A 21825-nucleotide genomic window follows, 5' to 3' on the forward strand; every position below is an offset into this window, starting at 1 on the left:
TTTAGATAGGATCATCCCATGAATTAGAAAACCCGTCAAAGGCACTTCCGCAAGAAAATCCGGAATTGTGCTGAATCCCACACGGTTTCGACGCCAAGGGCGACACGATCGGTTAACATTGCACCATCGCACCGGCCCGAGCCGGACACTTCAGACGGCCACGGGCCACTATCAGGGTTCTATGAAAATACCGAAGCGATTACAGCCTCTTGTCGATGATGGCATGGTCGATGCCGTGCTTTATCAGCTGATGAGCGGCAAGGAAGCACAGGTTTACGTCGTGCGCTGTGGCGACACGATCCGTTGTGCCAAGGTTTTTAAAGAAGCCCAGAAGCGCAGCTTCAAACAGGCGGTGGAATATCAGGAAGGCCGCAAGGTACGTAACAGCCGCCGCGCCCGGGCCATGAGCAAGAAAACCCGCTATGGCCAGAAGGAGCAGGAAAACGCCTGGCTCAACGCCGAGGTTGATGCCCTCTACCGGCTAGCCTCTGCTGGCGTACGCGTTCCTGAGCCTCAGGGATTCGTGGATGGCGTGTTACTGATGGAACTGGTTGCAGATGCCGAAGGCAAAGCCGCTCCGCGCCTGGACGATGTGACGCTCACGCCTGAAGTGGCCCGGGAATACCACGCCAAAGTCATTGCCGATGTGGTACGTATGCTCGACGCCGGCCTGATTCACGGCGACCTGTCGGAATTCAACGTATTGGTCGACGCAGAGGGCCCGGTCATCATCGATTTGCCTCAGGCCGTCAATGCCTCGGGTAACAACAACGCTGAACGCATGCTCGAGCGGGACGTCGATAACATGCGCCGTTACTTCGGCCGCTTTGCGCCCGAACTGCTCAACACCGACTACGGCAAGGAAATCTGGGCGTTGTACGAAGCCGGCGACCTGCACGCCGAAACCAGGCTGACCGGTTGCTTTGAACACAACACCGAAAGCGCCAACGTCGACGAGCTGCTCGCGGTGATTGATGCCGCCAAAGAAGAGGAATCAGAACGGCTGGAACGGATGCGGGGCGATGAGGATGACGACTGAAGTCGACAGTCGTCATCAAGCGAGCGCGATTCAATTCGCCCGTAAGGGTGCCTGCAAGCCAAGATACTCGGCATTGGCGTCGACCCGATAGAAGCAGCCTCCAGACCTGAACGCGACAAAGGGCCCGGGTACGGGCTCAAATACCATGCTGTCAGTAAGGGTGATTTTACGGTCTCCAAGGCAGCCGGGGGTCGCAAGATCGCCCGCCATTTGCCAAACGTTGCTGTGTTGCACAAATGCATTGCCGGAAACGTAGTGAGCATAATGTTGTGTGAAAACCAGCCAATAGCTCACGCCCTCTTGCGAACGAGCCTGACCAATCCAGCAGTTGCCTGGCACGTTCAAGCATGCAGGCATGCTCTCCGAGACCCTGTCCACCAGTGCTGCAGGTAGAGCCAGATCACCGGGTATGCGCCTTAACATGTCCACAACCGCCGCGCGGTCGTTCTTGTCGACCATCGGCTCTTTGTGCCAGCGGTTTTTCTGTTTCAGGCTTGCGCTGATCCGGTCTGACACCTGCGGGTGCTCTTTGACAAAGTCCGAGGTTTGCAGCTCCTTCAGCGCCTGCACGCCGTAGCTACCCAGCGAAAATCGCAGGTAGTCATAATCAAAATCAGCGGGTGTCACCTCGCCATTAATCAATCGCTCCACCTGATTACTAGCTGACCAGCTTCGCAAGTCCCACACCGGTGTGTTGACCAGAATCAGCACAACCGCAACCACGATCGCCAGCCACTTGTTCGCCTCACGGATAGCCGTCACGGCGCGAGCTTGCCTCAGCACGATCAACACGCTGTAGGTCAGAATGAAGCTGGCCATCAGTAACTGGATAACGCCGGCCCAGAGGCGATCATAGGTTAATCCGTATTGATCCACCCGCAGACAAAGCGCCCAGGCCGCCAGCGCGGTGTAAACCGGCAGAATGACGAGTGCTGCCATGACCAGCCCCCGCACACCACGTGATTTATCCGAAAAACGGGCGTTGTTGCTCAGTACCGCGTTAAAGAAAAACAGGAATACCACCGCCAATGACATCATCAGGAAACCGGCCTTTCCGGTCTGCCAGATCTTTTCCAGCCCGGTAAAAGGCAACGCGCCCAGAAACAGCACCACAATTAGCGCCACCAGAGGCAACAGTGCGGAGATAAGCGCTTCACACAGGGTTCGCATCGTCGTCATAACCCGGATGCGCTCGCGGATCAGCACCAACCCCCAACCGCCAACCAAGGCCGTGGCGGGATAGATAAAGAGCGCCTCTTCAAACAGATCCTGGAAATACGAAATCCCGATGACGTTAAACAAGGCTCCCCAGAGAAACAAAAGCAGCCAGAACACCAGCAAAAACAACCCTGCCATTGCCAACATCAACGCATGCTGCCAGGAGTGTTCAAGCAGCGTTTCATAACCAAATCGTTCACGACCGCCTATGCACCAGACGCGGAAGAAAAGCGCCAGAATAAAAAGCCCGACACCCAGCCCGGGAATGAACACCATGAAATGAGGTCCAGAGGTCACCGACTGGTCGCCCACACCGTATAACACCCAACTCAGGTGCCACCCCATCCAGAACAACAACCCGGTTAGTGGCAGCAGCACGATGAGGTTTCGGTAGTCCCGTAGTCGCTCCATGCCGAGGTAGAAAAATAATGGCAAGGCGATCGCAACCGTATACAACGAGGTGAGCCAACTGGGGTCTGTCGCGGGCCAAATGTCGTGATCTATCGTCCAGTACAAGCCATAGAGCACCATGCCCTGAAGCAAGGCAATACCAACGATGCCGTAACGGGTGGCGTTATCAAGGCGGGGGTTTGCTGAGTCATTCACTTTAGTGCTGTCCATTGCCAAGTTTTCGATGCCGGAATTATCCAATGCCGAGCCATTTCATCCTGCTCATCAGGTCGTCGTCATAGTAATCGGCGGCGCCATGCAGGTACAGACGGGAATCATCGACGGGTTTTCATCATTTCCGGCATTTGCTACGTAACCCCCCATATAACGGGGAGATTGGCGCATTTTTGCAACACCCTTGCGACCACCGTATCGTTATTACTTCAGATTGCTAACAAAAAGCCACCACACAGGAGCCGGTTAACATCCGGGCCTCACTATTCCCATGCCTCGTTCTATCGCTAAAAGCCCCGTAGCCCGATCACTGCAGCTGCTCGCTATCACGTTCATTCTGATCTTCAGTTCCCTGGCATCGGCCCAGGATCAAACCCTGAGAGTGGGCATTACGCCAGTGCCACCGTTTGTCATGAAAGCCGGAAACGGTGAGTGGGAAGGCATCAGCGTGGATCTCTGGCGCCAGGTGGCCGCCGGGCTGGGTCGCGATTTTGAACTGGTGCCCCTGTCATTTCAGGAACTGCTGAAAAGCGTCGAGAACGGTGACATTGATGTGGCGGTCGGCGCCCTGACCATGACATCCGCCCGCGAAACCCGGTTCGATTTCAGCCACCCGTTTTACCAGACCGGTCTGTCGATCGCCGTGCCCAAGGTCAAAGATCCCAGCCTGCTCAGCAGTCTGGGTGCGCTACTCAGCTGGCGTTTTGTGAGTGTGATTGCCGGGCTGGCAGGCCTGTTGCTGGCCGTCGGATTTGCGGTCTGGCTGTTTGAGCGCAAGCGTAACCCCGAGCAGTTCGGCGGCAGTGCGGCGCAGGGCATTGGATCGAGCTTCTGGTGGGCAGCGGTGACCATGACGACCGTTGGCTACGGTGACAAGGCCCCGGTTACCCTGGCAGGGCGCCTGGTAGGGCTGGTCTGGATGTTTGCCGGATTGATAATGGTCGCCAGTTTCACCGCCGCCATCACCTCGTCACTGACCGTCAGCAATCTGCAAAACCAGATTCAGGGCCCACGGGATCTGCCCGGTGCCAACGTGGCCACCATCGCCAAGACCGCAAGCGAAGAGTATCTGCAAGAGAACAGAGTGCGGCATACGCTCTACCCGGATCTGAGCGCCGCGCTGGAATCCACCGCCAGGGGTGAAACCGATGCCGCTGTCTATGATCGTGCACTGATGCAATACCGGAATCAGCAACAGGGCGATCACCTAACGATTCTGCCCGGCACCTTTCAGCAACAACTCTACGCACTGGCGATGCCGGAAGGCAGCCCGCTCAGGGGGCCGGTTTCAGAGAAAGTGCTTGAAGTCACAGAGTCCGCTGCCTGGAAAGGCATTGTCGACAAGTATCTGGGCAACGAGTAAAACATCACAGGGTGCCCGGGTAGGCGTTATTCGAAACGCCGCACCTGGGAAAACCGGTCGCGCCAGTAGTAGCCGTTCAGTTGCGACTGCGTAACACCGACCGACGTTGAGGCATGGATAAAGCGGTTGTCGCCCATGTAGATTCCCGCATGCTGCTCTTTGCCCTCAATCCGGAAAAACACCAGATCGCCCGGCCGCACCTGGCGGCGATCCACCGGAATCCCCGCCCTCAGCATCATGCCGGTTGTGCGGGGCAACTGCCGCCCCAGCGCCTCCTGATAGGCCGTCACAATAAAACCGGAGCAGTCAAAGCCATCGGCTGACATGCCACCATACTCGTAGGGCGCGCCCTGATAGCGCTCGAATACTTGCCAGAGTTGATCAGCCGTCGCCGCGTCTTGCGGGTCCTCGATTGGCCCGGGCGGCGTATAGGTGCGATCAACCGACTGGCTGCTCGCACAACCCGCCAGTCCCAGTGCTACCAATACCAACAGCCCCAGATAACGTAACTGACGATGCGGGAGGTGGAGCAAGGCCCAAATGGAGGAAATTTCGATGTGTGAAGGGAGCATCAGCCAGCGCATGGGGTACAACCGGTTCAGTATTCAGAATTTACCTGTACTTTATGCCCCAAGGATCTGATTGTCAGGTTAATTATTGGTCGTTTTATATACTATTCTGAAGTGACCTGATCGTCGCGGACCCAGCGGCGAATGCGCACGTCCACAGTTACCGACAAGGCAGACAGAGCCGCTACCTTTTCACGCCCTTCCGCACTGGCGCGATAGCCATGGGGCGTCATCGCCAGCAGGTCGGCAACCTGTTCGGCACCATTGATTTCAAGCGGGAAGTTTACTGTTTGTGGCGGCAGGCCAGTAAAGCCGGCAGGCGCCGCCCGTTCCTCGGCGCGCTCAGGCTTGAGGCTGGGATAGACGATCTCCCGCAATTGGCGCAGGTGATCTGGGCCCGCATCGACTTCGATCAGCATACCGCCAGGCTTGATAGCTCTTGCAAACTCGGCGTATACCGGAAAGCCAAACATGCTCAACACGCGATCCAACGTTGCCGATTGAACCGGCAGGTTGGCATTGCTACCCACGGTCCAGCCCGGCCGTTTGTCCTGCTTGGCCGCCGCCAGTACTGCCCACTTGGAAATATCCACGCCCAGCAGCGCCAGCGTTTGCTCATCCGGAACCGCCGCAGCCAGTCGGCGCAGGTAATAGCCTTCGCCACAGCCGGCATCCAGACAACTGGCAGACGCCGGCAAAGCTTCGAGGGTCGCTGCGGTCACGGCATCAGCTATCGGCTGATAAAAACCGGCATTCAGGAACCGTTGTCGGGCCGCCACCATCACCTTGCTGTCGCCGGGATCAAGCGACCGTTTTTTCTGCACCGGTAGCAGATGCACGTAGCCCTGGCGGGCGATGTCAAAACTGTGGCCTGCTGCGCAGGTCCAGTTCGCGTCCTGTCTCAGTAACGGGCCACCATCCAGCGGGCAAGCCAGATGATTAAAAGCGGAAATCGTCATGCAGGCGGGTTCCTGAAGAGGAAATGGATGAAGCGAGCCGGCCTCATTCTGCCAGATGCGGCGCGAGTTTCTCACGAATTGCATCCGGAATCGGCATTGACCGTTCGGCTTTGTAATCGAAATACACCAGCGTGGCGATTCCCTTTGCCACCAGACTATCGCCTTGCCAGGCTTCCTGCAGTACCTGGGCCGAGGCGTTGCCGATCTTCCCCAGCCAGGTGCGGATTTCGACCGGCTTTGACCAATACGTCTGTGCTTTCAGATCCACTTCCATTCGCGCCAGAATCAGCGGCCAGTCGTGCATCGTCAAAGTCGGGTGGAAGAGCTCAAAAACCGGCGTCCGGGCCTGCTCAAACCAGACGGGAAATGCCGTATTGCTGATGTGCCCCAGGGCATCCGTGTCATTAAAACGCGGCTCAATTGTCAGTGAAAACATCCGCTAGCCTCTGTTGACGAGTAAAGCAGCGGATCGCCTGACCCGCCTCGGGGCAAGCAACATAACGCCAAGAGCCCCATCAGGCCAAGTCGACTCTGGTCGAAACTGTGCTCCCGGGGCATTCAATTGCAGAGACGCTAGTTCCTTTTATCGTCATCACGCTGGCTCTGCTCCTGCACGTCTGAGGTGTTGCGACGTTCGTTTTCTTCTTCCGGTGACAGGTAGTAATCCTTTTGTTCGACGGTTTTGGCGTCTGGATCAGAAGGGGCATTTTTCTGGCGCCCACGGGATAACCAGAAACCAAAAGCCACCACCACAATAATCAGAATAATCCACTTCATGTGCGTGCCTCACCATTTGCGGTACCTGCTATTGTTCTAGCGGCAGAACGGCAGCAACGTCAAGAAACGAGGGCATTAGGAAGGTTGATTGGGGTCAAAAAAGGGCACAAAAAAAGGCCCATCGCGATGAGCAACAGGCCTTTGTCCCTATACAACGGGCTATTCAAACTTTACGACGGCGCGCCGCAACACCAGCACCTACCAGACCAAGCCCGATCAGTGCCAGAGTGGAAGGCTCCGGTACTTCTGTAATACGGAGTACCAGGTCATCGTGGTTGTCATCGTCGGGGTTTGCACCACCGTCATCCAGCGCCAGCAGTACACCATTGCCGAGTGGGTCGTAGCCCAGCCAGAAATCAGGAGTACCCGCGGAGGTATGGTTATTATTGGATCCGTTCGCAACCGAACCCGCGCCACTGTTAATCTGAATGATAAAGTTCAGCAAGCCCGCAACCGCATTGTTGACGTAGATGGTATCGCCCACCGTGCTTTCGGTTGAAAGCGACTGGCCATCCATTTCAAATGTGTTGACGTAGCCGGCTTCTTTACCCAAAAACTCAACCTTCAGCATACCAACGCCGCTGGACAGGTTGCCCTTGTAAAAGCCATCAAAGTTCGTGCTGGTGAAGACACTGTTGAGAGTAACAGGGCCAATTTGCCCCGCAACTGACGTACCATCTGTCTCGATCATCAGCGCAGATGCGCTTCCTGCGCCAGTCATCCCCAGCGCCAGAGTCATAGCCAATAGTGATTTTTTCATTGTAATGCCTCCAATCAGTTCCGTTATGGAAGCTCTGCGACTGCAAGTGCAGCTCCACTGATTTCCACTGCATTTAAAAGGCCAACTTTTAAAGTCCTTACTTTTCATATGAATGAAAACAGGGCCTCGCCGAGAAGATGTCGAGCTGTAAATTTAGCTGACATTTTCCCGCGAACACTCATCACTTAAGGTAATAAAAATAACGCTTTGATAAGGAATGGAGCGGTAACGACGGCTTTGCGGCATCCATTTCGGGGGCCCAAAGTGGTGCAGGGCAAGTGGCCTCACTCCAGAACAGGAGTCAGGCCCTCGTCAGAAAAACTGGGGGTTACTTCAACTTCTCCAGCATCGCACCCATCATCTCGTGGATCTTGTTGACAGCCTTGAGCGGACGCACCATAACTTTGAAGTCATCAATCCGGCCTTCGGCATCGCAATGAATAATATCGACACCATTGAGTTTGATACCATCCAGCTCTGTGGTGAATTCCAGCATGGCATTGTGACCGTCAAGGATCTCGCGCTCGTAACGGAAGTGCTCATTGTTGAGTGTGTACAGTGCCGCCATCAGGTAAGTTCGGGTGATGGCTTTACCTTGCTGGGGGGTGTGAACGACCGGCGAATGGAACACCACATTCTCTGCCAGCAGATCATCCAGTGCTTTGGGGTCTTTGGCATCAACCAGGGCATGCCATTGCTTTATTGTTGTTTCAATCATCGGCTATCACTCTGCAAACGGGTATGAAAGCGCCCGCCTTGTGCACCGAGGCAGAGCGCCGTTAAAAACAGAAAGCTACCGGGTTTCGCCAACTCACGCAAAACCCGTGTTCAGGATTATTCCTGCAAGCTATCGCCACCTGCTTGCCGTACCCGCTCCAGATCTTCCTCCAGCACCAGCCCGCTCTCGGCGTATTTAAGCGCCAGACGCTGATGGGCAATCGCCGCATCGCGCACATCCGCAAGCCCGGAACCTGCCAGATGCCCCAGCACTTTCTGCAATCGCTGGCAGACTTCCACCATGCCGGCGCCATCCCGGGCGATCGCGCCAAACGCATCATCGAACATATCACGCACATCAATCTCCGGCATCGACACGCGGCTGTAATCCGGCGCATCGTCACTGCGTTCGTCCGGTTCTTCACACCACAGCTGAAACAGTCCGGCAAGTCGGGTGAGGATATCAATACCGGTGCCGGGATCATTGACCGCAGGAGACAAGGCCCGACTGGCAATCTCCGACAGCACCACCAGTCCGAAACGGGGGTCGTCGTCAAAGCGACGTTGACTGCCGACAGCAAAGGCCTCCCGAACACGGGCGTCGTCTACATTCGACACATGACTGACGCACGCCATCACCCGCCCCGGCATCAGCAGGGTGCCGGGCAGCGTCAGCACCCGCACGCTGCCGTTCTGTTCTTCGGCATAAGCCTGCAGCGCTGCCAGATCCACATGCTGGACGTACCCGACTGCGGTTGCCGTGATCTCGATGCCATTATCGCTTTCCGGCCCTCGATGCGCGGTGCGCGGCATCTCGCGGTAATGCCGCAATGCCGCTTCGGTTGCACTTTCAACTGACTCGATGGTCGCGCCGATGCGACCAAGCCGGGCGATACGGTCCACCCATCGCACAAAGGTCAGTACGACTACAACAAACACCAACCCGGTCATTACAAACAGCGTGAACAGACCCGCGTTGGCATAGTAGTTATTCTTTGCCGCAGTCAGGGCGACGATGCTGAAAATAAACGCACCGATAAAAATCGACAGCGCGTTCTGTGAGACGTCATCCGCGATAATCAGCCGGAATGATCGAGGCGTTGCGGTGTTACTGGCTGAGGCATAAGCCGATACCATGGACGCTACCGCCAGTGTTGCGATAACCAGCATGCTGGAAGCCATCACCGACAGCAGTGTTTCGACCGAATCCTGGGTCATCACCGGCATCAGATCCCCCAGCCCGCTATAATCAGCAGACTTGGCAAGAAACACCGCTCCCACCGACAGCAGCGAACTGACCAACGGCTTGACCCACAGCCGCTCCCGTACCCGATTCACCAGAAACCGCAACCGATCCAGAGACTCAATACCCGGCATAAGACCCCCTTGAAAACACCGGAAAATCACACGATCAGGTCGCTATTTCCGATCGTCAGCACACGCTTTGGAGTATAAGCGTGTTATGCCGGTAACTGCCTACACAAATAAGTTTGGCAAACAGACACACTTCGTTGTAAAGTAATCGTCGTTGGAAAGATCTAGCAAAGCCGTTCACGAATAAGACGTCTCTCAGTTGTAGTTAGTAGTGCACCGTCCTGTTTTTGATTCCGCGTGTTTTTTGTTTCCGCACAACGCTGACCAGCCATCATGTCGATGATCTGGCGGCATTTAAAAGTTATGAGATCAGGAAGTTTATTATGTCTACTACTACCGGCACTGTTAAGTTCTTCAACGAAGCAAAAGGCTTTGGCTTTATCACTCGCGAAAGCGGCCCTGACGTTTTTGTTCACTTCAGCGCTATCCAGGGTGACGGCTTCAAAACTCTGGCAGAAGGCCAGCAAGTAGAATTCACCGTAACTGACGGCCAGAAAGGTCCTCAGGCGGAAAACGTAGTTGCTCTGTAATTAACAGACAGCACGTAAGAAGGGCAGCTTAGGCTGCCCTTTTTTATTGCCTGTAATAAAGTGACGGCAGGCAATGACGCGCCTGCCACCTTGGTTCACGACGCCAGATGCGGTGCCAGAATACTGTAGAGTTCAGGCCGGTGGTGGGCGATTTCTTCAGCGGTCAGACCTTCCATCGAGTGCGGGTATTTCAGCCAGGCTGCCGTATCGTGGACATAATATTCCGGCGCCCATCCCACCTCGTTTCGATCCGGTTTGTAATAGGGCACCGCGACCCGAATATCATTCGGAGTATTCAACCTGGCCCGCTGTTTCAGCTCGCCGATAATCGCCTCAACTGAACGCCCGGTATCGAACACGTCATCCACAATCAGCAGTGAATCCTCATGGGTCACATGCTTCACCAGATAGTTGAGGCCGTGAACCCGCACTGTCCGGCTTTGCTGATCGATGCCATGATAAGACGACGTCCGGATCGCAATGTGATCAGTATGCACACCGTGATAATCCAGAAACTCCTGCACAGCAATACCGACAGGGGCTCCCCCTCGCCAGACCGCTATCATGAAAGTCGGGCGAAAGCCGGAGTTCAGTACCTGCGCTCCCAGCCGGAAGGCATCTTCAAGCAAACTCTGCGCACTGATGTATTGTTTATCGGCCATAAGATCACTACTGTTTTGGAGGTCATGTATTGGAACGTGACGCGCTTTAATGACGGCGACGATTGCGCCCGCAACAGACGCTGAAAACGGCAACAGGCCGCTGGCATACGAGCCGGCACAGGTTCAATCGCGTTATAATCCCACTAAACCGGCTGTCCCATCAAACAGGGGACGCAAACTCAACTACAGTCTGGCAGCCTCATGACCGATACTTCCGATTCCTTCACCCGTACCCGGCGGTTTCTCGACGAAAAGGAACTGATTGAAGATGCCTTCCGACTCGGGGTTCAGGTCTACGAGAGCGGTTTTCGACCCAACTTTATCGTCGGCCTCTGGCGTGGGGGCAGCACCATTGGCATCTATGTTCAGGAATGCCTGCAAACACTTGGCGTTGCCACTGACCACATCGCGCTGCGCACCTCCTATCGGGGCATGGACGATTACGACGCCATGGTCGCTTCACCTGAAGCCAACATCCGGGTTCATGGCACCCACTATCTGCTGGATAACCTGAACCAGAGCGATCGCCTGCTCATTGTCGATGATGTGTTCAGCACCGGCTTCAGCGTCGCTGCTGTTCTGAAGCGACTGAACGAACAACTGAAACGCAACATGCCGACAGATACCCGTATCGCCACTCTTTATCAGCGGCCCGGCGCCAACAAAACAGGCCTGAATCCCGACTACTGCCTGCATACTTCTGACGATTGGCTGGTGTTCCCCTACGAGCTGAACGGCCTCAGCCGGGAAGAGATCAGTGCCCACAAGCCGTTTTTGGGCCCGATTCTGGACAGCGTGGTAGCAAACAAGAAATGAAATCCAAACACAATTCTGCTCACACCCTCAAAGGCGGCAAGGGCCTGGCCCGGATTCTCAATTCCACCCGTTATTCCATGCAGGGGTTCAAGGCGGCATTTATCAACGAGGCCGCATTCCGGCAGCTGGTTCTGATCAACGTGATTCTGATCCCGATTGCCTGCGGGCTTGACGTCACCCCGGCTGAGCGCGCCATTCTTATTTCAGCCCCCTTGCTGTCACTGGCCATTGAATTGCTGAACTCGGCTATCGAAAACCTGGTGGACCGGGTGTCCATGGAGCTGCATCCGCTGTCAAAACACGCCAAGGATATGGGCAGCGCCGCCCAGTTTGTCGGGCTGGCCATTATTTCGGTCTGCTGGTTCGTTATTCTGATCTGATCAGCAGCATTCAAAGCAGCGGCCGGATTCGCAAGCCACGTGCCAAATCGCAATCCGAACCGGCGCCTTGATGACTTACCAAGCCGCGCCTGCCTGAATATAGAAAGCAGTATCCTCAGGCCCCCGCGCAATATCCGCCCCCATATGGAGGCCGTACCGGCTGGCGATCAGATAGCGAAAGCCTGCACCGACACTATTGGCCGACTGGGCATCGTCGTGCAGATCTCCGAAGCTGTCTGCGGCCCGACCACCGCCGGTGAAGGTGTTCACGCTCCAGCGTCGGGAGAAGCGCCAGGTCAACTCAACCTCGGCAACGGCGACGGCTCGCCCCTGATAACGGTTAACAGGCACCCCGCGCAGATCGACAGAAGGCGGAACATAGGGTGGCAGCTCTTCATCGCCGTCGGCTGAGACGCCGTCATATTGAAGGCGCAGCCCCAGGTTCCAGCTATCTGACAGCTTCCAGTAATTCAGCCCCACCCACTGGTAGCTGTCGTAATTCACATCGCTTCCGATAGCATCATCGAATATCACGTAATTGAAGTGGTGGTTGTAGCCTGCCTGCGGGTCCAGCGGGTTATCCCGCGTGTCGTACTCTGCCAGCAACCCCAGACCGGATGTTACGGAATCCCGGCCTAGCTGATTCTGAAGAAAGGCATTTATGCGATCGTCCAGCGTCGGATTCGGTAGTGTAATCCTGCTTTCGAGCTCGCTTTCAACCTTGCGGTAGACCTGGCGGGCCCCGACAAACCAGTCGCTGCTCCCCATTCGGGCCTTGAGTTCCTGAATCACAGCCGGGCCCTTGATATTGAGCTCTATAGGCCGATTGAGTTGGCGATCGGCCAGCGAGTAGAAATCAAGGTTGATGTCACCGTACAGAACGAATCCCCGGTAACGCAGACTGTCATCCAGCCAGAACCCCATGTGGCCCAGACCGACCCCTTTGGTGCCGTTGCGGGTGCCGCCCAGCCCAATCACTGAGATATTTTCAGGGAGCACCGCGCCTTTGCCGGCGCCCTTGGCTGTTGCCTGCTGGTCTGACTCATGAAAGAAAACTCCGGCTACACCGAGACCGGCGCCCACCGCGGGCTCCGTAATCAGTATGGGGACTGGCAGAAACCCCGCCGGAACCTCCGACAGGAAGCGACTGGCGTCCAGCATGCCGTCCTGCTCATCAATCATGTAGTCTTCAAAGAAAGAAGCCGTTGCCATAACGGACCACGATATAGCCATAAGGGCCAGGCCAAGAGTGGCCCATCCGGTTCGTTTGCCCTGCTTTCGGTTCATCTTTCCGTTCATCCCCGGTTTCTCCCTGTTGCCCGCCAGCCCCGGCACAGATCAGAACTTTCTTACACCCAGCCGGTTGAGTGTGACGTGCAGCTCCGCTTCACTCAGGTTGATGTGTTCAAGCACCCGACCATAGAGCATGGCGGTGGGCACGGACCGCCCGTTGCGCTCCTGCTGCGTCTCGTGCAGTACCGTCAACACAAGTCTTTCCGTGCGGGTCAGACCATCCCTGACATCCGGCACACCATTGTCGACCAGCCATTGGTTCATGGGTCAGCCCTCGAATCTGACAATACACCGGCGCTCCAAGCCGCCCGGCGGTTCACTAACACTATAGAAGGACATTGCGGATTGGCACTACTCTCAACCCTCACCTATATTTTCCGTATGTCCGAATTCATTACCTGACACTTGAAAATACGCCTGAAACACCGGTTTAACAGGCTATCGCTTTGCTGAACAAGGGCATCAGATCCCATCAGAACGGCCTCACATTCACAATTCCCGGGTCTCTTAAAAGAAAGGAACAGGGTATGAAAGCACCAGCGTTGACACGTTCACTGTTACTCGGCGGGTGTGCGCTTCTGTCGCATCATGCTGCCTTCGCACAAGACCAGCAGGCCGGTAATGCCGCAGCACAGGCCAACAACCCGCTGGCCGACATGACCGCCTTCAACATCCAGGATTATTATATCGGTGACCTGACCGAGTCAGACGAGTCCGCCAATCAGGCCTGGCTTCGATTCGCCAAGCCCTTTTCGGTCTCCGACACTGACTGGATATTCCGTGCATCCCTGCCGATCAACTCTTTCCCCACTGCACCGGATGGCGACAAGGAAACCGGTATCGGTGATTTGAACATGTTTGCCGCCTACCTGTTCGATACCGGCAACCCGGCGGTCAGTTTCGGCTTTGGTCCGCAAATCACTGCGCCCACCGCCGGCAAGGATGAGCTGGGTAGCGAAAAATGGTCGGGTGGCGTCGCGAACGTGCTGTTCAATGCCAGTTCACCGACCTTCCAGTACGGCTACCTGCTGACCTGGCAGGAGAGTTTTGCCGGTGAAGACGACCGGGAAGATGTTAACTCGGCGGCTTTCCAGCCCTTTGCGTTCTACCAGCTCGGCGGCGGCACTTATCTGAGGGCCGCGCCGATATGGCTGTATAACCTCGAGAACGGCAATTACAGCATGCCGTTGGGTGTGGGTGTCGGCCAGGTCTTCAAGCAGGATAAAACCGTCTATAACCTGTTTGTCGAACCCCAGTTCTCGGTTGCCGATGATGGCCCCGGCCAACCGGAATGGCAGATTTTTCTGGGCTTCAACATGCAGTTCCTGAACTGATCCCTTTTAGCGGGAGCCTGTCAGGCTCAACCCTGCCGGCTCCCGCCCTGTCGCAACCGGATCTCCCACCTCAGTCAGGGCACCCGTCTCCAAATCGACGCTGTAGGTGCTGATGGTGTCGTCACCACTATTGGTCACATAGGCATAGCGACCTGTCGCATCGAGCCGAATCGCAACCGGTTCACGCCCCGTGGGTACCGGACTCCCGGTTACGGTCAGATAACCTGTGTCCTGGGCAATACTGAACGTGCTGATCGAATTGCTGTCTTTGTTGGCCACATAAGCAAAACGGCCTGTGAGATCCATGGTGATGGATTGCGGGCTCGCGCCTGTGGTTACCGGAGGCGTCTGGAATGTCAGGTCGCCGTTTGCCGCATTGATTCGATAAACGGTGACATTGTTGGAACCTGAATTTGCCACGTAAGCAAAACGCCCTGTGGGATCTACTGTAATCGATTGGGGATCCGAGCCTGTCGAAGCACTCCTAAAAAATGCCAGCTGACCGGTCGTTGCCACAACCTTAAACACTGACACACCCCCTAACCCGCCGCTATTCGCTACATAAACGGTTGATCCGTCAGGGCTGACGGCAATAGCCGAAGGCAACGGTCCAGTCGCCAGAGCTGAGCCCAGCGCAGTCAAAGCGCCCACGTCATCAATTTTGTAGGCTGCCACCGTATTCTCATCCCGGTTCGCCAGATAAATTACCTGATTGTCCGGATGAAAGGTCACTGCCTGGGGATGGGAACCCGTCGGTATCGCCATTCCTACGGCCGTCAGGTTACCGTTGACCCGATCCACCGTGTAGGCCGCTACCGTATCGTCATCACTGTTGGCAACGTAGGCAAAACGCCCGGTCGATGATACGGCTACCGAGCCGGGCTCATCACCCACCTCGGTCTTGCCCATGAATGTAAGTGCCCCGCTGGCTGCATCGCTGGCATAAACGGAGACGCTGTCGTCGTCACTGTTTGCGGTGTAAACGAAGCGCTTCAGAGGGCTGAGGCCTATTGAATTCGGGCCGTCGCCGGCGGCTACTGCAGTGCCCGCCACCGAGAGCGCACCGGTTGTCTGATCGACGCTAAACGTACCGATCGTGTCGCCACCACGATTGACCACATAGACAAAACGACCGCTCGGATCGACCGACACGGCATCAGGGTTCAGGCCGATGTTCGTCAGCACGCCAATTTCGGCCAGCTCACCGTCTACAGGATCAATGGTGTATTGGCTGATACTACTGTCGCCGCCATTGGTGACGTAGACGAAACGACCGGTCGGATCCACTGCAATTCCGGTGGGGTCTGATCTGGCTGGAAACGTCAGCCCGGCAAAAACCGTCAACGTGCCGGTAATCGGCTCAATCTTATAAATACTGACATCGTTTGAGCCGTTGTTGGCCACATAGACAAACTGGCTACCCGGATCAACAGCCACTGCAGCCGGAAGCCCGCCAGTCAAGTAAGGCGAATCAGGAACAGGGGTCAAAGTACCGTCGGCCGGATCTCGCTTGTAGACACTCAACATGTTGCTACCGCGGTTTGTAACATAAACAAAGCGCCCGCTGGCATCCACAGCAACCGAACTGGGCGAAGATCCGGTTGGAACGGGCGATCCGACGCTTGTAAGTGTTCCGGTATCCCCATCAATGCTGTAGATGCTTATATTGTTGCTCGTGGCATTCGCCATGTAGGCAAAGTGCCCTGACGGGTCCACTGCAACCGCTTTGGGCTGGTTTCCCGTCGGATTTAAGTCGTCAACTTTCGTCAACGCACCCGTATCCGAATCTATCGCAAACGTCCGGATCGGATCGTTAGTATTCGCGACATAAGCAAACCGCCCCGTCGGCTCCACCGCAATAGCTTGCGGCAAGGCGCCCGCCGCAATCGCCGATCCTGTCCCGGTTAACGCACCGGTTGTGGCGTCAGCACTAAAGGTACTGACCGTGCCATCGGTGTTGTTGGTGACGTAAGCAGCAGACGCCACAGGGGTCACGCAGGCAACCGCCACATCGGTCACATTGGCCGTCAGTGTTCCGCTACCCTGGCTGACCGTGCAGCGTTGGCCGGCAGGCTGGGTCTTGATGGTGACCGCGTAACTGGCATCTTTTGCCAGCGCTTCAGAGAAGATAAACCCGCCATCCGCAGTCAGGCTCAGATCATCCTTGTCGTTGTTCTGCAGCACCAGCATACCGTCCAGCCCGGATACGTCGCCTCCTACCGTGAATCGGGTGGATGCATCGCCATCGCCGTCACTGCTACAACCTGAAAGCCCCAATCCCACAGACAACGCCAGGCCAAGACCAAACCAGGATTTGGTGCCGGACCGATGGATAATCGAAAACGGCAGATTTCGGATGTTCTCAAGCATAACTCGCCTCTGATTCACATTGTCTGGTCTGAGAGTATCTTTATAAGCGCACAAAAGGGTCAGGACCGGTGCCCGGTCAGTTCGCGCCTGTTGCCATCCGGCAGGGTGCCGGCGCTCTGTACAGTGTAGCTCACGAAAGGTATCCGGCCTCCGGATGCGCCCACAAGTGCGCGCAGCGATAAGCGTGCCTCCCGCACGTAATTGGCGATCGCCGCTTTAAACATTACATAGCGTTAAGGTAATATCCCGCTCATCCGCTTCTTTCAGGCGGGCTAGTGTCCATCACCCCTGTTCCGAAATGGACTGCTGTAAAAGGGAATTTTATGAAGCGCCTTCTGATTGTTCTTGTCGTCCTTCTGGTCGCCGGTCTTGCGACTGCACAATACAAAATATCCAGTTCGGTAGCCGATGGGCTCGATGCCGCCAAGCGGGCAATGAGAGGCCATGCGCAGTTCGATTACAGCGATGTCTCGACGACCCTGTCGGGCGATATTGAAATTAGTGACGTGCAGTTCACATCGCCTGCAGGTCAGGCAATCCATGCGGACAAAATTGCACTGATCACCGGCAGCCTGTGGCAACTGCTAACGCTTGAAGACACCTTTAAAAACAACGAAATCCCCGAGCACCTTGCAGTGTCTGTAGAAGGCCTGCTGGCGGATGCTGCCCTGTTCAACAATGCCGGGCAAGCGAATCCCATGAGCCGCCTCGATACCGCAGGCTGCGGTGAACGCCGGTTCTTTGATCGCAGTGACCTCAAGGATATGGGCTACGACATGCTCACCCTTGATATGAAAATGGGGTACCAGTTGGCGAAAGGCGATAACCGCCTCGTGCTGACGCTTGACGTGATCTCGCGCGACCAGATGGCGGTTGATCTGGAAATGACCTCGCGACTGCCATACGCGCCGAGCATTGCGGGTATGGCTGGCGGTGATCTGGCCAAGGCCTCACAGCTCACCAACGCCACCATCCGGATAGAAGACCTGGGCTATCTTGAACGCAGCCTGGCGTTTTGTGCCGATGAAACAGGAATGGATACCGCCGCTTACCGCGAGCACCACCTGGCTGCCTGGCTCGACGCCTGGCACAACCTTGGACTGGAACCGAGCGACAGTCTTGTGGATATCTATCGCGATTACGCGACCAACCCCGGCAGCACCCTGACATTCGAGATGGAGCCCTTCCCGGCACTGGATCTCGGCAGCAATTACCTCAGTCCTGATCCGGTTTATCTGAGCGGGCGGCTGAACCCGAAAATGGGTACCGAAGTGACCGGCATGCAGCCCGTGAGCATCGCACCAAGCGAACAGGCCCTTGCCGATACCGACACGCAGGTAATTGAGAGCGCTACGCAAAAGCAGCCGCCTCAGGCCAGCACCGGCAGCACCAAGACCGGTAAAGCCTCAGCCCGGCCGGCCGGGCAACTTGCCCTAGCCAATCTGGACCAGCATCTATACCGGGATGTGACGATCAGATTGAACAGTGGCCGTGTGCTCAAGGGACGCATCGAAGGCGTAGAGGGCCAGACCCTGCAGCTCAAGCGTCAGCTTCACGGCGGCAACATGGTCGTTCCCGTTGCCCTGGGTGAAGTGAAAACCGTCACCCTGCGGTAACCCTGTTCAAGCCAGAGAGGCCCCGCAGACGCTGCTGCGCATCCTTTGACGTTTATATACCCTGAGCCCGGATTTCAGAGAAATCCGGTTGCTGACCCGGCGCTGACTGGTTCACTATGGAGGAAACCCAACCTTTCAGGGAGCACGTTATGCCAATTATCGGATGGGTATTCGTCATACTTGCGATGGTGCTGATCGTCGGCATGCTGTTCATCCTGCGCGACAACGCCGGCAGCATGAAAATTTCCAAAGAGAAGATGAAGAAGATTCAGGCCCGCAAGGCCGAAGTCGAAGCGGAAGAGGCCGCGGAAGACAAGGAGTGGTGAGCATTGACGCCCGATAATCCGGGCGCCCACTGAGCGATGTTTCAATCCTGCCAGGACGTGTTTCAGCGGCCCGGTTCACGGGCACGCTTGCACACCGCTGTTACCACTTCCCGACCACGTATCCCAGCTTGTCCGGCAGCCAGAGCGCTATACCGGGCAACAGCATCACCAACAGCAAACTGACGCCCATTGCCGCAATAAACACCAACGCCCAGCCGAGCGTGTGTTCCAACCGGATATTGGCAATACGGGTGGTGACCATCAGGTTAACGGCGACCGGTGGCGTGAACTGGCCGATGGCGATATTCATCGCCAGCAGGATACCGAACCAGACCGGGTTCCAGCCGAAGTGATTCATCAGCGGCAACACAATCGGGATCAGAATCAGATAGATCGATATGGCGTCCAGCAACATGCCGGCAATCAGCACCAGTACCATCACCAGCCCCAGTAGCACCCAGCCATTGTCTGATAACGACAGCAGGGCATCGGCCAGATGCTGGAAGGTGCCCAGAGTGGTGCCCGCCCAGGCGAAAATGCCGGCCAGCGCGATAATCAACATCACCACGCCGGACGTCACCGCGGCTTCGGTCATCAGATCAAACAGGTCACGAATACTCAGATTGCGATAGATCAGACTGCCGACGATAACGCCGTAGGCCACGGCCACCACAGCGGCCTCTGTCGGTGTGAACAACCCGGAGCGCAGCCCGCCCAATATGATCACCGGTGCAAACAACGCCGGTATCGCAGCCTTGAAGCTCGGCCAGAGTGGTGGTCGCTCCACTGTTTCCGGGTCTTCCCAGCGGTATTTACGGGCAAAGTAGAGTGCCGGCGCCAGCAATGAGACGCCCGCAAGAATGCCGGGAAAGACACCCGCAGCGAACAACGCCCGTAAATCGACACCGGGCACCACAATAGAGTAGAGAATCAGCGCGATAGAGGGCGGAATCAGAATAGCGGTAGAGGACGAAGCGGCAATCAGCGTCGCCGAAAAAGGCTGGGGATAGCCCGCCTTACGCATGCTTGGCAACATCACCATCGCCACTGCCGCAGCATCCGCCGGGCCCGAGCCACTCATGCCACCCATAATGAGACACACCAGCACGGCGACGACGGTCAGCCCACCGTGACGTGGCCCGATAATCGCCTGGGCGAACCGCACCAGGCTGGCTGCCACGCCTGCACGCTCGAAAATCAGCCCCGTCAGGATAAACAGCGGAATCGCAATCAACGGATACTTGGCGACACTGTTGTAGGTATTGGTACCAAAGGTCGCCAGCATATCGGGCGACAGCCCCGCGAAAATGCCAACAGCGCCACCCAGCCCCAGCGCAACGGCCACCGGCACCCCCAGCATAAGGGCTACCAGGAAGCTGCCGATCATCAACAGATCAGGACTCATGAACCACCTCCGGCTCTTCCTTGCCCCGCAGACGATCAATCAGGTTCTGGGTCATACGAATCATGATGGCGACCGACAAGAACGGCAGCCAGATGACGTACATCCAGTTTGGCAACCCCAGGCCGGGCGACAACGACTCCCAGTCATACTCCTGCAGAGCGAAGGTGCTGCCGTACCAGACCGTGATGCCAAACACGAGCATCCCCACCAGCCACTGGAGTACAAACACTACCTTGCGGGCCCCGGGCGGCAGGTGGTGTTCGATCAGCTCAATCCGAATATGCTGGTTGCGGCGCGCGGCCACAGCGGCACCGGCGAAGGTAAGCAGCACCAGAAAGAACACTGAAAACTCTTCGGTGAAGGCAAATGAGGCATCGGTGGCATAACGGACAATGACATTGCCCAGGCTGATGATACAGATTGCAATAAGGGCGAGGGAGGCCAGCCAGGCTTCAGGCCGGCACTTCGGGGGTCGGGACGACATGGTTACTCCGGTTCACAATGGCATGCTGTGAGGCAGAACGCCCGCCTTTACCGGTGGGCGTTCTGAACAACAAGCAGCAGGGGTTACTGCTGACGGTTAGCAACAGCGTCCTGAGCCTGCTTGACCAGATCTTCACCAATACGAGGGGTCCATTTCCCGTATACGGACTGAGTCGCTTCAACAAACGCATCGTGCTGCGCCTGGGTCAGATCCGTCACCTTTACACCGCGCTCCTTGATGGCAGCCAACGTATCCGCCAGCTCAGAACGGGATTTTTCGATTTCCCACTTACCGGCATCAATAGCCGCCTGTTTCAGCAATTTCTGGTCTTCCGGGCTGAACTGCCCCCAGACACGGTTGCTGATGGCAAAGACCAGCGGATCGGCCATGTAATGCCACTGGGTCAGGTACTTCTGGCCCACCTGATCAATACGCGCCACATCAAACACTGACAGCGGGTTTTCCTGGCCATCCACTGCACCGGTAGTCAGCGCAGGCTTGGCATCGGCCCAACTCATCTGGGTCGGGTTGGCGCCCAGCGCGGTAAAGGTGTCCTGAAACAGTGGCGAACCCACCACACGAATCTTCAGGCCGTCGAGATCAGCCGGTGCCTTGATCTCGCGTTTGGAGTTGGACAGCTCGCGGAACCCGTTTTCACCCCAGGCCAGGGGAGTCACACCGCGCTTTTTGATGGCAGCGAAGATCGCTTCACCGGCGTCACCCTGAGTGATCGCATCGATTGCGGCATTATCCGGCATCAGGAAAGGCAACGAGAAAAGATTCAGCTCCGGCACCTGAGGCGACCAGTTGATGGTGGAGCCAACCGCCATATCAATCAGACCGGAACGCATCGCCGAGAATTCTTTGGTCTGATCCCCCGAAACCAGCTGGGAATTGCTGTAAACCTTCATGTTGATGCGCCCTTCTGAGCGCTCTTTTACCAGCTCGACCCATTTATCCGCCGCCTGTCCCCAGGGGAATGCTGAGGGCAGCACGGTCGACACCGTGTACTCATCTTTGTACTGGGCAAAGGTCGCAGAACTGAACAGCAGGGTAGCGGCAGCAGCAGCCATAAACGTGCAGCGTTTCAACATCTCGTTATCCTTTTTATTGGGGGGATCCAGGCCACTGCGCGGTAGATAAAAACAGCGGCAACAAGCGATTATAGGAGGGGGTCTGTCGCGACGCAAAGCGTAACGGCTAAGCCGT

23 protein-coding genes are annotated in these 21825 nt (G+C 56.4%); 8 read left to right on the forward strand and 15 right to left on the reverse strand.

Annotated elements, in window-relative coordinates; translation table 11 throughout:
• The first annotated feature begins 181 nt into the window (after positions 1 to 181).
• Positions 182 to 1039 (forward strand): PA4780 family RIO1-like protein kinase, encoded by an 858-nt coding sequence (locus ACUN9X_RS02295; RefSeq protein WP_445472067.1) that lies wholly within the window; start codon positions 182 to 184, stop codon positions 1037 to 1039.
• A 30-nt stretch (positions 1040 to 1069) separates the two neighbouring features.
• On the opposite strand, the gene ACUN9X_RS02300 is transcribed toward ACUN9X_RS02295, so the two are convergent.
• Entirely contained in the window at positions 1070 to 2863 is a 1794-nt protein-coding gene (locus ACUN9X_RS02300; protein WP_445472068.1) for a DUF4153 domain-containing protein, read from the reverse strand.
• Positions 2864 to 3152: 289 nt separating this feature from the next.
• On the opposite strand from ACUN9X_RS02300, the gene ACUN9X_RS02305 reads away from it, so the two are divergent.
• On the forward strand, positions 3153 to 4244 hold the full coding sequence (locus ACUN9X_RS02305) for a transporter substrate-binding domain-containing protein (protein WP_445472069.1): 1092 nt from the start codon (positions 3153 to 3155) through the stop codon (positions 4242 to 4244).
• 26 nt (positions 4245 to 4270) lie between these two features.
• Here ACUN9X_RS02305 and ACUN9X_RS02310 read toward each other — a convergent pair whose 3' ends face one another.
• From ACUN9X_RS02310 to ACUN9X_RS02340, 7 genes are all read right to left on the reverse strand, one after another.
• Entirely contained in the window at positions 4271 to 4828 is a 558-nt protein-coding gene (locus tag ACUN9X_RS02310; RefSeq protein ID WP_445472070.1) for a C40 family peptidase, read from the reverse strand.
• Between the two features lie 89 nt (positions 4829 to 4917).
• Positions 4918 to 5772, reverse strand: a complete 855-nt coding sequence (locus ACUN9X_RS02315; protein WP_445472071.1) for a putative RNA methyltransferase — start codon at positions 5770 to 5772, stop codon at positions 4918 to 4920.
• Between the two features lie 43 nt (positions 5773 to 5815).
• Positions 5816 to 6208, reverse strand: coding sequence for an acyl-CoA thioesterase (locus tag ACUN9X_RS02320; RefSeq protein ID WP_260037282.1), 393 nt, complete (start codon positions 6206 to 6208; stop codon positions 5816 to 5818).
• 137 nt (positions 6209 to 6345) lie between these two features.
• Positions 6346 to 6549: a hypothetical protein gene (locus ACUN9X_RS02325; RefSeq protein ID WP_445472072.1), complete on the reverse strand. Its 204-nt coding sequence runs from the start codon at positions 6547 to 6549 to the stop codon at positions 6346 to 6348.
• Between the two features lie 163 nt (positions 6550 to 6712).
• Positions 6713 to 7309, reverse strand: a complete 597-nt coding sequence (locus ACUN9X_RS02330; protein WP_260037286.1) for a PEP-CTERM sorting domain-containing protein — start codon at positions 7307 to 7309, stop codon at positions 6713 to 6715.
• Positions 7310 to 7637: 328 nt separating this feature from the next.
• Entirely contained in the window at positions 7638 to 8027 is a 390-nt protein-coding gene (locus ACUN9X_RS02335) for a nuclear transport factor 2 family protein (RefSeq protein WP_260037288.1), read from the reverse strand.
• A gap of 116 nt (positions 8028 to 8143) precedes the next feature.
• A complete protein-coding gene (locus ACUN9X_RS02340; RefSeq protein ID WP_445472073.1) occupies positions 8144 to 9403 on the reverse strand; it encodes a DUF2254 domain-containing protein in 1260 nt (419 codons plus the stop codon).
• A 320-nt stretch (positions 9404 to 9723) separates the two neighbouring features.
• On the opposite strand from ACUN9X_RS02340, the gene ACUN9X_RS02345 reads away from it, so the two are divergent.
• Positions 9724 to 9930 (forward strand): cold-shock protein, encoded by a 207-nt coding sequence (locus ACUN9X_RS02345; RefSeq protein WP_260037291.1) that lies wholly within the window; start codon positions 9724 to 9726, stop codon positions 9928 to 9930.
• A 95-nt stretch (positions 9931 to 10025) separates the two neighbouring features.
• Here the strand turns inward: ACUN9X_RS02345 and ACUN9X_RS02350 are convergent, their stop codons facing one another.
• The gene (locus ACUN9X_RS02350; protein WP_260037293.1) at positions 10026 to 10592 is read right to left on the reverse strand and encodes a phosphoribosyltransferase; all 567 of its coding nucleotides are present in this window, start codon (positions 10590 to 10592) and stop codon (positions 10026 to 10028) included.
• Between the two features lie 201 nt (positions 10593 to 10793).
• On the opposite strand from ACUN9X_RS02350, the gene ACUN9X_RS02355 reads away from it, so the two are divergent.
• Positions 10794 to 11408, forward strand: coding sequence for a phosphoribosyltransferase (locus ACUN9X_RS02355; RefSeq protein ID WP_445472074.1), 615 nt, complete (start codon positions 10794 to 10796; stop codon positions 11406 to 11408).
• Positions 11405 to 11788: a diacylglycerol kinase gene (locus ACUN9X_RS02360; protein WP_260037296.1), complete on the forward strand. Its 384-nt coding sequence runs from the start codon at positions 11405 to 11407 to the stop codon at positions 11786 to 11788. The genes ACUN9X_RS02355 and ACUN9X_RS02360 overlap by 4 nt, the downstream gene beginning before the upstream one ends.
• A 75-nt stretch (positions 11789 to 11863) precedes the next feature.
• Here the strand turns inward: ACUN9X_RS02360 and ACUN9X_RS02365 are convergent, their stop codons facing one another.
• A complete protein-coding gene (locus ACUN9X_RS02365) occupies positions 11864 to 13087 on the reverse strand; it encodes a BamA/TamA family outer membrane protein (protein WP_445472075.1) in 1224 nt (407 codons plus the stop codon).
• A gap of 39 nt (positions 13088 to 13126) precedes the next feature.
• Positions 13127 to 13345, reverse strand: a complete 219-nt coding sequence (locus tag ACUN9X_RS02370) for a hypothetical protein (RefSeq protein WP_260037298.1) — start codon at positions 13343 to 13345, stop codon at positions 13127 to 13129.
• Positions 13346 to 13608: 263 nt separating this feature from the next.
• Between ACUN9X_RS02370 and ACUN9X_RS02375 the strand changes: the two genes are divergently transcribed.
• Entirely contained in the window at positions 13609 to 14415 is an 807-nt protein-coding gene (locus ACUN9X_RS02375; protein ID WP_260037299.1) for a hypothetical protein, read from the forward strand.
• A 6-nt stretch (positions 14416 to 14421) separates the two neighbouring features.
• On the opposite strand, the gene ACUN9X_RS02380 is transcribed toward ACUN9X_RS02375, so the two are convergent.
• The gene (locus tag ACUN9X_RS02380; protein ID WP_445472076.1) at positions 14422 to 16785 is read right to left on the reverse strand and encodes a lactonase family protein; all 2364 of its coding nucleotides are present in this window, start codon (positions 16783 to 16785) and stop codon (positions 14422 to 14424) included.
• Positions 16786 to 17108: 323 nt separating this feature from the next.
• Between ACUN9X_RS02380 and ACUN9X_RS02385 the strand changes: the two genes are divergently transcribed.
• Both ACUN9X_RS02385 and ACUN9X_RS02390 read left to right on the forward strand, forming a co-directional pair.
• Complete coding sequence (locus ACUN9X_RS02385; protein ID WP_445472077.1) at positions 17109 to 18401, forward strand: hypothetical protein; 1293 nt, start codon at positions 17109 to 17111, stop codon at positions 18399 to 18401.
• 149 nt (positions 18402 to 18550) lie between these two features.
• Positions 18551 to 18727 carry a DUF2897 family protein gene (locus ACUN9X_RS02390; protein WP_260037304.1) on the forward strand — a complete coding sequence of 59 codons (177 nt, stop codon included), beginning with the start codon at positions 18551 to 18553 and terminating at the stop codon, positions 18725 to 18727.
• A 100-nt stretch (positions 18728 to 18827) separates the two neighbouring features.
• Here ACUN9X_RS02390 and ACUN9X_RS02395 read toward each other — a convergent pair whose 3' ends face one another.
• The 3 genes from ACUN9X_RS02395 to ACUN9X_RS02405 form a co-directional block, all read right to left on the reverse strand.
• On the reverse strand, positions 18828 to 20132 hold the full coding sequence (locus tag ACUN9X_RS02395) for a TRAP transporter large permease (RefSeq protein WP_445472078.1): 1305 nt from the start codon (positions 20130 to 20132) through the stop codon (positions 18828 to 18830).
• The gene (locus ACUN9X_RS02400) at positions 20122 to 20616 is read right to left on the reverse strand and encodes a TRAP transporter small permease (protein WP_445472079.1); all 495 of its coding nucleotides are present in this window, start codon (positions 20614 to 20616) and stop codon (positions 20122 to 20124) included. Before ACUN9X_RS02400 ends, ACUN9X_RS02395 begins: the two co-directional genes overlap by 11 nt.
• An 83-nt stretch (positions 20617 to 20699) precedes the next feature.
• Complete coding sequence (locus tag ACUN9X_RS02405) at positions 20700 to 21710, reverse strand: DctP family TRAP transporter solute-binding subunit (RefSeq protein ID WP_445472080.1); 1011 nt, start codon at positions 21708 to 21710, stop codon at positions 20700 to 20702.
• Positions 21711 to 21825 lie beyond the last annotated feature (115 nt).

The organism is Marinobacter sp. V032, assembly GCF_052645435.1.

Coding starts and splice junctions, on each gene's coding strand:
- ACUN9X_RS02295 (WP_445472067.1), top strand. CDS start 182: ATGAAAATACCGAAGCGATTACAGCCTCTTGTCGATGATGGCATGGTC.
- ACUN9X_RS02305 (WP_445472069.1), top strand. CDS start 3,153: ATGCCTCGTTCTATCGCTAAAAGCCCCGTAGCCCGATCACTGCAGCTG.
- ACUN9X_RS02310 (WP_445472070.1), bottom strand. CDS start 4,828: ATGCGCTGGCTGATGCTCCCTTCACACATCGAAATTTCCTCCATTTGG.
- ACUN9X_RS02315 (WP_445472071.1), bottom strand. CDS start 5,772: ATGACGATTTCCGCTTTTAATCATCTGGCTTGCCCGCTGGATGGTGGC.
- ACUN9X_RS02320 (WP_260037282.1), bottom strand. CDS start 6,208: ATGTTTTCACTGACAATTGAGCCGCGTTTTAATGACACGGATGCCCTG.
- ACUN9X_RS02325 (WP_445472072.1), bottom strand. CDS start 6,549: ATGAAGTGGATTATTCTGATTATTGTGGTGGTGGCTTTTGGTTTCTGG.
- ACUN9X_RS02330 (WP_260037286.1), bottom strand. CDS start 7,309: ATGAAAAAATCACTATTGGCTATGACTCTGGCGCTGGGGATGACTGGC.
- ACUN9X_RS02335 (WP_260037288.1), bottom strand. CDS start 8,027: ATGATTGAAACAACAATAAAGCAATGGCATGCCCTGGTTGATGCCAAA.
- ACUN9X_RS02340 (WP_445472073.1), bottom strand. CDS start 9,403: ATGCCGGGTATTGAGTCTCTGGATCGGTTGCGGTTTCTGGTGAATCGG.
- ACUN9X_RS02345 (WP_260037291.1), top strand. CDS start 9,724: ATGTCTACTACTACCGGCACTGTTAAGTTCTTCAACGAAGCAAAAGGC.
- ACUN9X_RS02350 (WP_260037293.1), bottom strand. CDS start 10,592: ATGGCCGATAAACAATACATCAGTGCGCAGAGTTTGCTTGAAGATGCC.
- ACUN9X_RS02355 (WP_445472074.1), top strand. CDS start 10,794: ATGACCGATACTTCCGATTCCTTCACCCGTACCCGGCGGTTTCTCGAC.
- ACUN9X_RS02360 (WP_260037296.1), top strand. CDS start 11,405: ATGAAATCCAAACACAATTCTGCTCACACCCTCAAAGGCGGCAAGGGC.
- ACUN9X_RS02365 (WP_445472075.1), bottom strand. CDS start 13,087: ATGAACGGAAAGATGAACCGAAAGCAGGGCAAACGAACCGGATGGGCC.
- ACUN9X_RS02370 (WP_260037298.1), bottom strand. CDS start 13,345: ATGAACCAATGGCTGGTCGACAATGGTGTGCCGGATGTCAGGGATGGT.
- ACUN9X_RS02375 (WP_260037299.1), top strand. CDS start 13,609: ATGAAAGCACCAGCGTTGACACGTTCACTGTTACTCGGCGGGTGTGCG.
- ACUN9X_RS02380 (WP_445472076.1), bottom strand. CDS start 16,785: ATGCTTGAGAACATCCGAAATCTGCCGTTTTCGATTATCCATCGGTCC.
- ACUN9X_RS02385 (WP_445472077.1), top strand. CDS start 17,109: ATGAAGCGCCTTCTGATTGTTCTTGTCGTCCTTCTGGTCGCCGGTCTT.
- ACUN9X_RS02390 (WP_260037304.1), top strand. CDS start 18,551: ATGCCAATTATCGGATGGGTATTCGTCATACTTGCGATGGTGCTGATC.
- ACUN9X_RS02395 (WP_445472078.1), bottom strand. CDS start 20,132: ATGAGTCCTGATCTGTTGATGATCGGCAGCTTCCTGGTAGCCCTTATG.
- ACUN9X_RS02400 (WP_445472079.1), bottom strand. CDS start 20,616: ATGTCGTCCCGACCCCCGAAGTGCCGGCCTGAAGCCTGGCTGGCCTCC.
- ACUN9X_RS02405 (WP_445472080.1), bottom strand. CDS start 21,710: ATGTTGAAACGCTGCACGTTTATGGCTGCTGCTGCCGCTACCCTGCTG.